Genomic DNA, 7535 nt, shown 5'->3' on the forward strand with positions numbered 1-7535 from the left:
TATCGATTCCATCCAGACGCTGTGGAGCGACATGGCCGAGTCCGCCCCCGGGACCGTTACCCAGGTCCGCACCGGCGCACAGGCGATGATCCGCTTCGCCAAGAAGACCGGCGCGGCGGTCGTGCTGGTGGGCCATGTGACCAAGGAAGGCCAGATCGCCGGGCCGCGCGTTGTCGAACACATGGTCGATGCGGTGCTCTATTTCGAAGGCGACCGCGGGCACCACTACCGGATTTTGAGAACGGTCAAGAACCGGTTCGGACCAACGGACGAAATCGGCGTTTTCGAGATGTCCGACCGGGGCCTGCGCGAGGTCGCGAACCCTTCCGAGCTGTTCCTCGGAGAACGCAACGACAAAGCCCCCGGCGCCTCGGTTTTTGCAGGAATGGAAGGCACCCGGCCCGTGCTTGTGGAAGTACAGGCATTGGTTGCCCCCTCTCCGCTCGGGACACCGCGCCGTGCTGTCGTCGGCTGGGATTCGGCACGGCTTTCGATGATCCTTGCCGTGCTTGAAGCCCATTGCGGTGTGCGCCTCGGTCAGCACGATGTCTATCTCAATGTTGCGGGCGGTTACAGGATTTCAGAACCGGCGGCTGACCTCGCGGTTGCTTCTGCACTGGTTTCATCGCTCGCCGGTCTTGCTCTTCCGGCCGATTGCGTCTATTTCGGCGAGATAAGCCTGTCCGGCGCGGTCCGGCCTGTCGCCCATACCGCGCAACGCCTGAAAGAGGCTGAGAAATTGGGTTTCGGTCATGCCGTCCTGCCAAAAGGCTCGGCGGATCTTCCGAAAAGCGCCAATGGGAGTTGGAAAACCGTTGATGCCCTGGCTGATCTTGTCGTCGAAATCGCCGGATCGCGGGTGCAGCTCGACGAAGGCGAGTAAACTCAAAACGAGGCCGGTTACCGGCAGACCGTAAGGTTCATACGCTATGCCAATCACCATACTTGACGGAATCCTCATCGGCGTGACCTTGTTCTCCGCCGTGCTCGCGATGGTCCGCGGTTTTTCCCGAGAGGTGCTTTCCGTCGCGTCATGGATCGCCGCGGCGGCGGCGGCCTATTATTTCTATCCGCTGCTCGTGCCTTACATCCTTGAATATACGGACCGGGAAACGATCGCGATGATCGTATCCGCGGCCATCATTTTTCTGGTGGCGCTGATTCTCGTGTCGGTGCTGACCATGCGGATCGCGGATTTTGTCATCGACAGCCGCATCGGCGCGCTGGACCGTACGCTTGGTTTCCTCTTCGGTGCCGCGCGCGGCATCCTGCTGGTGGCGGTCGCGATGCTGTTCTTCAACTGGCTCGTGTCCGGACCGCAGCAGCCGGCGTGGGTGGCGGAGGCCAAGTCAAAGCCACTGCTCGATTCCATCGGCGAGCAGCTCGTCAGCATCCTGCCGGAGGATGCGGACGCGACGATACTCGACCGGCTCAAGGGACTTGGCGGCGACAATGCAGGAAGCGACCAGGAGGCCCGTATCCGTGGTACGGACGACCATGCACGATCCCGGCTGTGAGGCCGAGGCTGACGCCTTTCACGACGAATGCGGCGTCTTCGGTATTTTCGGCAAGCCGGACGCGTCGGCGGTTGTCACGCTCGGCCTGCACGCGCTGCAGCATCGCGGTCAGGAGGCCGCGGGCATCGTCTCCTATGACGGAAGCCAGTTTTCCGTCGAACGTCACGTCGGGCTGATCGGCGATACGTTCACCAAACCCTCGGTGCTTGCCCGCCTGCCCGGCAGCCGCGCCATCGGCCACACGCGCTATTCGACAACGGGCGGCGAAGGCCTGCGCAATGTTCAGCCGTTCTTCGCTGAGTTTGACGGCGGCGGATTCGCCATCTCGCACAACGGCAACATTACCAACGCGCTCACAAAGCAGCGTGAACTGCAAAAGCGCGGCGCCATATTCTCGTCGACATCGGACACCGAAACGCTGCTGCATCTGATCGCCATGAGCGACCGCGAATTCTTCATCGAGAAATTCATCGATGCGGTGACGCAGCTCGAGGGCGCCTTTTCCCTTGTCGGGCTTTCCGGCAAGAAGATGATCGGCGCCCGCGATCCCCTGGGCATTCGCCCGCTGGTTCTCGGCAACCTCGAGGGCGCCTATATCCTGTCTTCGGAGACCTGCGCGCTCGACATTATCGGTGCGCGCTTCGTGCGGGATGTGCGGCCCGGCGAAGTGCTGGTGATCACCGACAAGGGGTTGCGCAGCTATTTCCCATGGGGTGAGATCAAGCCGCGCTTCTGCATCTTCGAATATGTCTATTTCGCGCGGCCGGATTCGACTGTCGAAGGGCGGAACGTCTACGAGACGCGCAAGAATATCGGCATCGAACTCGCCAGGGAAAGCCCGGTCGAGGCCGATATGGTGGTGCCCGTGCCGGATTCGGGAACGCCGGCGGCGATCGGTTTTGCCCATGCGGCCGGCCTGCCCTTCGATCTCGGCATTATCCGCAACCATTATGTCGGACGCACATTCATCCAGCCGACGGCTTCGATCCGGCACATGGGCGTCAAACTCAAACACAACGCCAACCGGACGGCCATCGAGGGAAAACGCGTCGTTCTGGTCGACGACTCCATCGTTCGCGGAACGACATCGCAGAAAATCGTTCAGATGGTCCGCGATGCGGGCGCCGCCGAAGTCCATATGCGTATCGCATCGCCGCCGACGGTGGCCTCCTGCTTCTACGGCGTCGACACGCCTGAAACCTCGAAACTCCTGGCCTCGCGCATGTCGATCGATGAAATGCGCGACTATATCAAGGTGGATTCCCTGGCATTCCTGTCCATGGACGGACTTTACAGAGCCGTATCGGAGCCGTCGCGCAACGCGGATTGTCCGCAATTCTGCGATGCCTGCTTTTCCGGCGACTACCCGACAACACTGACAGATCGCGACAGCGACGACGCAACGCGCACGCTCTCGCTACTGGCCAAACACGGATGACAGTATGATGGATCTCAGCGGCCGTATCGCGCTGGTTACCGGCGCATCGCGTGGCATCGGCTATTTCACCGCCCTTGAACTGGCAAAGGCAGGCGCGCATGTGGTGGCCGTGGCGCGCACGGTCGGCGGGCTCGAGGAACTCGACGACACGATCAATGCCGAGGGCGGCTCGGCCACACTGGTGCCGCAGGACCTGCTTGACATGAAGGCGGTGGACCAGTTGGGCGCGGCAATCAACGAACGCTGGCAGAAGCTCGATATCCTGGTGGCGAATTCCGGAATTCTTGGCCCCCTGTCCCCCGTCGGCCATTTCGAGGCCAAGGCCTTCCAGAAAGTGATGGACAAGAATATCGTCTCCACCTGGCGTGTGATCCGCTCCGTCGAGACGCTGCTGCACAATTCCGATGCCGGGCGGGCCATCATCATCTCGTCCGGCGCGGCGCATAATTGCCGCGCATTCTGGGGCGCCTATTCGGCGAGCAAGGCGGCACTTGAAGCGCTCGCGCGCTGCTGGGCGGCAGAGACGGTGAACACCGCGTTGCGGGTCAATTGCGTCAATCCCGGACGCACCCGGACGGCGATGCGCGCGCAGGCCATGCCGGGGGAAGATCCAATGACCGTTCCCCACCCGTCCGCGGTCGCTGCAAAGATTGCGATGCTGGCCGACCCGGCACTGGAGCACACCGGCATGCTCTATGACGTGCCCGAGGACCGCTGGAAGAATTACAGGCATCCCGACTGATCGACGGATTGCATCACGGATGTGTCCAGGTCCGATGCTGAGCCTGCAATAACTATCTGATATATTTTGTTTTATTGCCCGATGCCCGCAAACGTCGCACGGCGTTTTCGGCTGGCACAGGCCGATGCCTTCACGCAATATACGACGTGTTAGATATATTTTGGGTCATATTCTTGTTTGATATATATAGAATGACTATATGCTCACGAAATATATTGCTTCGCGCTGATCCGGTCATCTCCCTTGCCCGTATCAGTCATTGAACGGCAAGGGGCCGCTGATGAACGTACGTACGGTATGCTTGGCGATTTTGCAGTTTTCCGACGCCACGGGCTACGAGATCAAGAAAATGTCGACGGAGGAGCAGTTCTCCTACTTTATCGACGCGAGCTTCGGATCGATTTATCCGGCGCTTTCGCGGCTTCAGGAAGACGGCTGCGTGACCGTGCGCGAGGAGTACGAGTCCGGCAAACCGCCGCGGAAAGTCTACTCCATTACCGACAAGGGCCGCGAGGAGCTGATCGAATCGCTTCAGGTGCTGCCCCGCCCCGATACGTTCAAATCCGAGTTCCTGCTGATCGCGCTTTGCGCGGGATTGCTCGACAGAGGCACCATCGTCCGGGCAATCGACAAACGAATCAATGACCTGAAAAAGGACTTTGAAATGTTCGATGAAGCTCAGCTATGCGCCGAAAACGGGCCGGCAGGACTGAGCTGGGTCGCCGATTACGGCCGCTTCGTTCACGAGGCAAGCCTTCAATACCTTTTGGAGCACAGGGGCCGGCTTGAAGCACTGACACGTGCCCCCGACCGCGCAAGCGAAGCGGCCGAATAAAAAGACAGGAGAGCCATGTTATGGCATTTCGCATCAAGGGATCTCATATCGCCGCACTGGTGATTGCCGGCGCCGTGCTCGGATGGATGGGTACCGGGAACATCGTGGTCGGCGGACAGGCCAATTCGGAAAATGCCGTATTGCCTCCGGCGCAGCGGGAAGAAAACCGGGACGAACTGTTCAAGGTGCGCTTCGTTACCGTCAACCCGGAAGAGCGGCCGAACGTGCTTCTGGTCAGGGGCCGGACCAAGGCCGACGCCATCGTGCCGGTTCGGGCCGAGACGTCCGGAACGCTGGAAAAGCGGCTGGTCGCCAAGGGCGATCGCGTCAAACAGGGCGACCTGGTCTGCCAGTTGGACCCGGGCGTGCGTCAGGCCGCGGTGGACCGGGCGCTGGCCGCGCATGAGCAGGCGGTCTTCGATTATGAAGGCTCGCTGTCGCTGCAAAAGCAGGGATTTACATCCGAAACGCGCATGAAGGCGCTGAAGGCGGCCATGGACGGTGCGGCGGCAACGCTCGCCGAAATGCGGCTTGAGCTGGCGCGCACCGATATCCTGGCAACCGCCGACGGCATCGTTCAGGACCCGATCGCCGAAATAGGCGACAATCTGTCCGACGGCGATGTCTGCGTGACGCTCATCAACGCCGATCCGCTGCTCTTCATCGGGCAGATATCGGAGCGGCAGGTCGGTCAGGTCGAGGTCGGGAACCCGGCGCAGGTTCAGCTGATATCGGGCGAACTGGTTGCGGGCACCATACGCTATGTGGCGTCGTCCGCCGACGAGGCGACACGCACGTTCCTGATCGAGGTCGAGATCCCCAACCCCGACAACAGGTTGCGTGACGGGGTGACGGCGGCCGCGCAGATAAAACTGGACGGTACGGAGGCTTATCGGATCCGGCCGTCCTGGCTGACGCTCGACGATGACGGTTCCGTCGGTGTTCGCGTGGTCGAAGACGACAATTCGGTTTCTTTCAAGCAACTGAACATCATCTCGCACACGCCGGAAACCATGTGGGTGACGGGACTTGAGCCCGGCGCAAGAGTTATCTCAGTCGGCCAGGACTACGTGATCCCCGGCCAAACCGTAGAGCCGGTGGCTGCCGATGTGGCGGCCACATCGAGCAAGGGTGACGTTCGCTCATGACCTCCGCGCTGCAAACAATCATCTCGCGCCCGAAGACCGTCCTGACGCTGATGGTCTTCATGATCGCGGCCGGGATCACGTCCTATATCGGCATCCCGAAGGAAGCCAATCCGGACATCGACATTCCGGTCTACTACGTGTCGATCAGTCAGCAGGGTATTTCGCCGCGTGACGCCGAGCGCCTGCTCGTGCGCCCGATGGAGACCTCGCTTCGCGGCCTTGACGGTCTCAAGGAACTGACGGCGATCGCCTCGGAGGGTCATGCCGGCATCGTCCTTGAGTTCAACATCGAAGCGGACAGCGACCAGGTTCTGGCCGACGTCCGCGACAAGGTGGATCAGGCCAAGGCGGAACTGCCCGCCGAAGCCGATGAGCCGACCATCACCGAAACCAATTTCGCGCTGCAGCCGACGATCATCGTGACGCTTTCGGGCGACGTTCCGGAACGCACATTGACCACGCACGCACGCCGGCTCAAGGACGAGATCGAGGCGATCTCGTCGGTCCGGGAAGCCAGTCTGACGGGCAATCGCGAAGAGCTGCTCGAGGTCGTTCTCGACCTCATGAAGATGGAGTCCTACGACGTCACGCAGGACGAGCTTCTCAACGCGCTGACCCAGAACAACCAGCTTGTCGCCGCAGGTTTCATCGACGACGGCAGTGGCCGTTTCAACGTCAAGGTTCCCGGTCTTGTGGAGACGGCGCAGGATGTCTTCGAGATCCCGATCAAGCAAAGCGGCGAAGGCGTCGTCACGCTCGGCGAACTGGCGGAGATCCGGCGCACCTACAAGGATCCTTCCTCATTCACGCATGTCAACGGACAGCCCGCGATCTCGATCGAGGTGACCAAGCGCATCGGCACCAACATCATCGAGAACAATGATCAGGTGCGCGCGGTCGTGCAGGATTTCACCAAGGACTGGCCCAAGGCCATTCATGTGAACTACCTGCTCGATCAGTCGAGCTTCATCTACGAGGTTTTGGGCTCGCTCCAGTCATCGATCATGACGGCGATCGTGCTGGTGATGATCTGCGTCGTGGGAACGCTCGGTCTGCGTTCCGGCCTGCTTGTGGGCCTGGCGATCCCCGGCTCGTTCATGCTGGCTTTCCTGATCCTCGGCGGCCTCGGCATGACCGTCAATATGATGGTGATGTTCGGCATGGTGCTGACCGTCGGCATGCTGGTGGACGGCGCCATTGTCGTCACCGAATATGCGGACCGGAAGATTTCGGAGGGCATGTCTCCGGCCGATGCCTATAAGCGGGCGTCCAGGCTGATGTTCTGGCCGGTGGTGTCATCCACCGCGACAACGCTTGCCGCGTTTCTTCCGCTGCTGCTCTGGCCGGGTGTTCCTGGCGAATTCATGAGCTATCTGCCGAGGATGGTCATCATCGTTCTGACGGCGTCGCTGCTGACGGCGCTGGTGTTCCTGCCGGTCACCGGCACGGTCTTCGCGCAGGTGGCGGCGATCGCGTCAAGGCATGCGAGCCTCTTGAGCGGACTACTCGTCGGGGCGATAGCCGGCTTCTTCGCGTTCGCGGGACCGATGGCCGCGCTCGGCGGCCCGGTGCAGATCGCCGGGGCGGCTGCGATCGCGGCGCTGGCTTTCTTCCTGACCTACCGCGTCACCGGTTTCATCGACGCCCGGCGCAAGGAAACATCCGATCCGGAAGCCGATCACGTCGCGCTCATGCTGTCGTCGAGGGCGGAACTGGATGTGCAAAAGGTGCCGGGAATAACCGGCGGCTACCTGCGCTTCCTGCGCTACGCGGCGGGCACGCTGTGGGGCAATGTTCTGGTCATCATCGCCATCCTGTCGATGACGGCAGCGTGTTATGTACTTTTCATCCAAAA

The 7535-nt window shown here is 61.2% G+C and carries 7 protein-coding genes; all 7 read left to right on the forward strand.

Features of this window, described 5'->3' with window-relative positions:
• Positions 1 to 883, forward strand: an 883-nt coding sequence (locus AC5E6N_RS22200) for a magnesium chelatase domain-containing protein (protein WP_491749852.1), incomplete at its 5' end; no start/stop codon positions are given.
• A 46-nt stretch (positions 884 to 929) separates the two neighbouring features.
• On the forward strand, positions 930 to 1517 hold the full coding sequence (locus AC5E6N_RS22205; RefSeq protein ID WP_491749853.1) for a CvpA family protein: 588 nt from the start codon (positions 930 to 932) through the stop codon (positions 1515 to 1517).
• Positions 1498 to 2955 carry an amidophosphoribosyltransferase gene (gene purF, locus AC5E6N_RS22210; RefSeq protein WP_491749858.1) on the forward strand — a complete coding sequence of 486 codons (1458 nt, stop codon included), beginning with the start codon at positions 1498 to 1500 and terminating at the stop codon, positions 2953 to 2955. Before AC5E6N_RS22205 ends, purF begins: the two co-directional genes overlap by 20 nt.
• A 4-nt stretch (positions 2956 to 2959) precedes the next feature.
• Positions 2960 to 3697, forward strand: a complete 738-nt coding sequence (locus AC5E6N_RS22215) for an SDR family NAD(P)-dependent oxidoreductase (protein ID WP_491749854.1) — start codon at positions 2960 to 2962, stop codon at positions 3695 to 3697.
• A gap of 280 nt (positions 3698 to 3977) precedes the next feature.
• Entirely contained in the window at positions 3978 to 4532 is a 555-nt protein-coding gene (locus AC5E6N_RS22220; protein WP_491749855.1) for a PadR family transcriptional regulator, read from the forward strand.
• A 20-nt stretch (positions 4533 to 4552) separates the two neighbouring features.
• Positions 4553 to 5680, forward strand: a complete 1128-nt coding sequence (locus AC5E6N_RS22225; protein WP_491749856.1) for an efflux RND transporter periplasmic adaptor subunit — start codon at positions 4553 to 4555, stop codon at positions 5678 to 5680.
• The coding region (locus AC5E6N_RS22230) for an efflux RND transporter permease subunit (protein WP_491749857.1) at positions 5677 to 7535 on the forward strand (1859 nt) is incomplete at its 3' end. The genes AC5E6N_RS22225 and AC5E6N_RS22230, both read left to right, overlap by 4 nt.

It is taken from the genome of Hoeflea sp., from assembly GCF_984452065.1.

Excerpts from the sequence above, each read along its gene's own strand:
- AC5E6N_RS22205 (WP_491749853.1), top strand. The coding sequence starts at position 930 with ATGCCAATCACCATACTTGACGGAATCCTCATCGGCGTGACCTTGTTC.
- purF (WP_491749858.1), top strand. The coding sequence starts at position 1,498 with ATGCACGATCCCGGCTGTGAGGCCGAGGCTGACGCCTTTCACGACGAA.
- AC5E6N_RS22215 (WP_491749854.1), top strand. The coding sequence starts at position 2,960 with ATGATGGATCTCAGCGGCCGTATCGCGCTGGTTACCGGCGCATCGCGT.
- AC5E6N_RS22220 (WP_491749855.1), top strand. The coding sequence starts at position 3,978 with ATGAACGTACGTACGGTATGCTTGGCGATTTTGCAGTTTTCCGACGCC.
- AC5E6N_RS22225 (WP_491749856.1), top strand. The coding sequence starts at position 4,553 with ATGGCATTTCGCATCAAGGGATCTCATATCGCCGCACTGGTGATTGCC.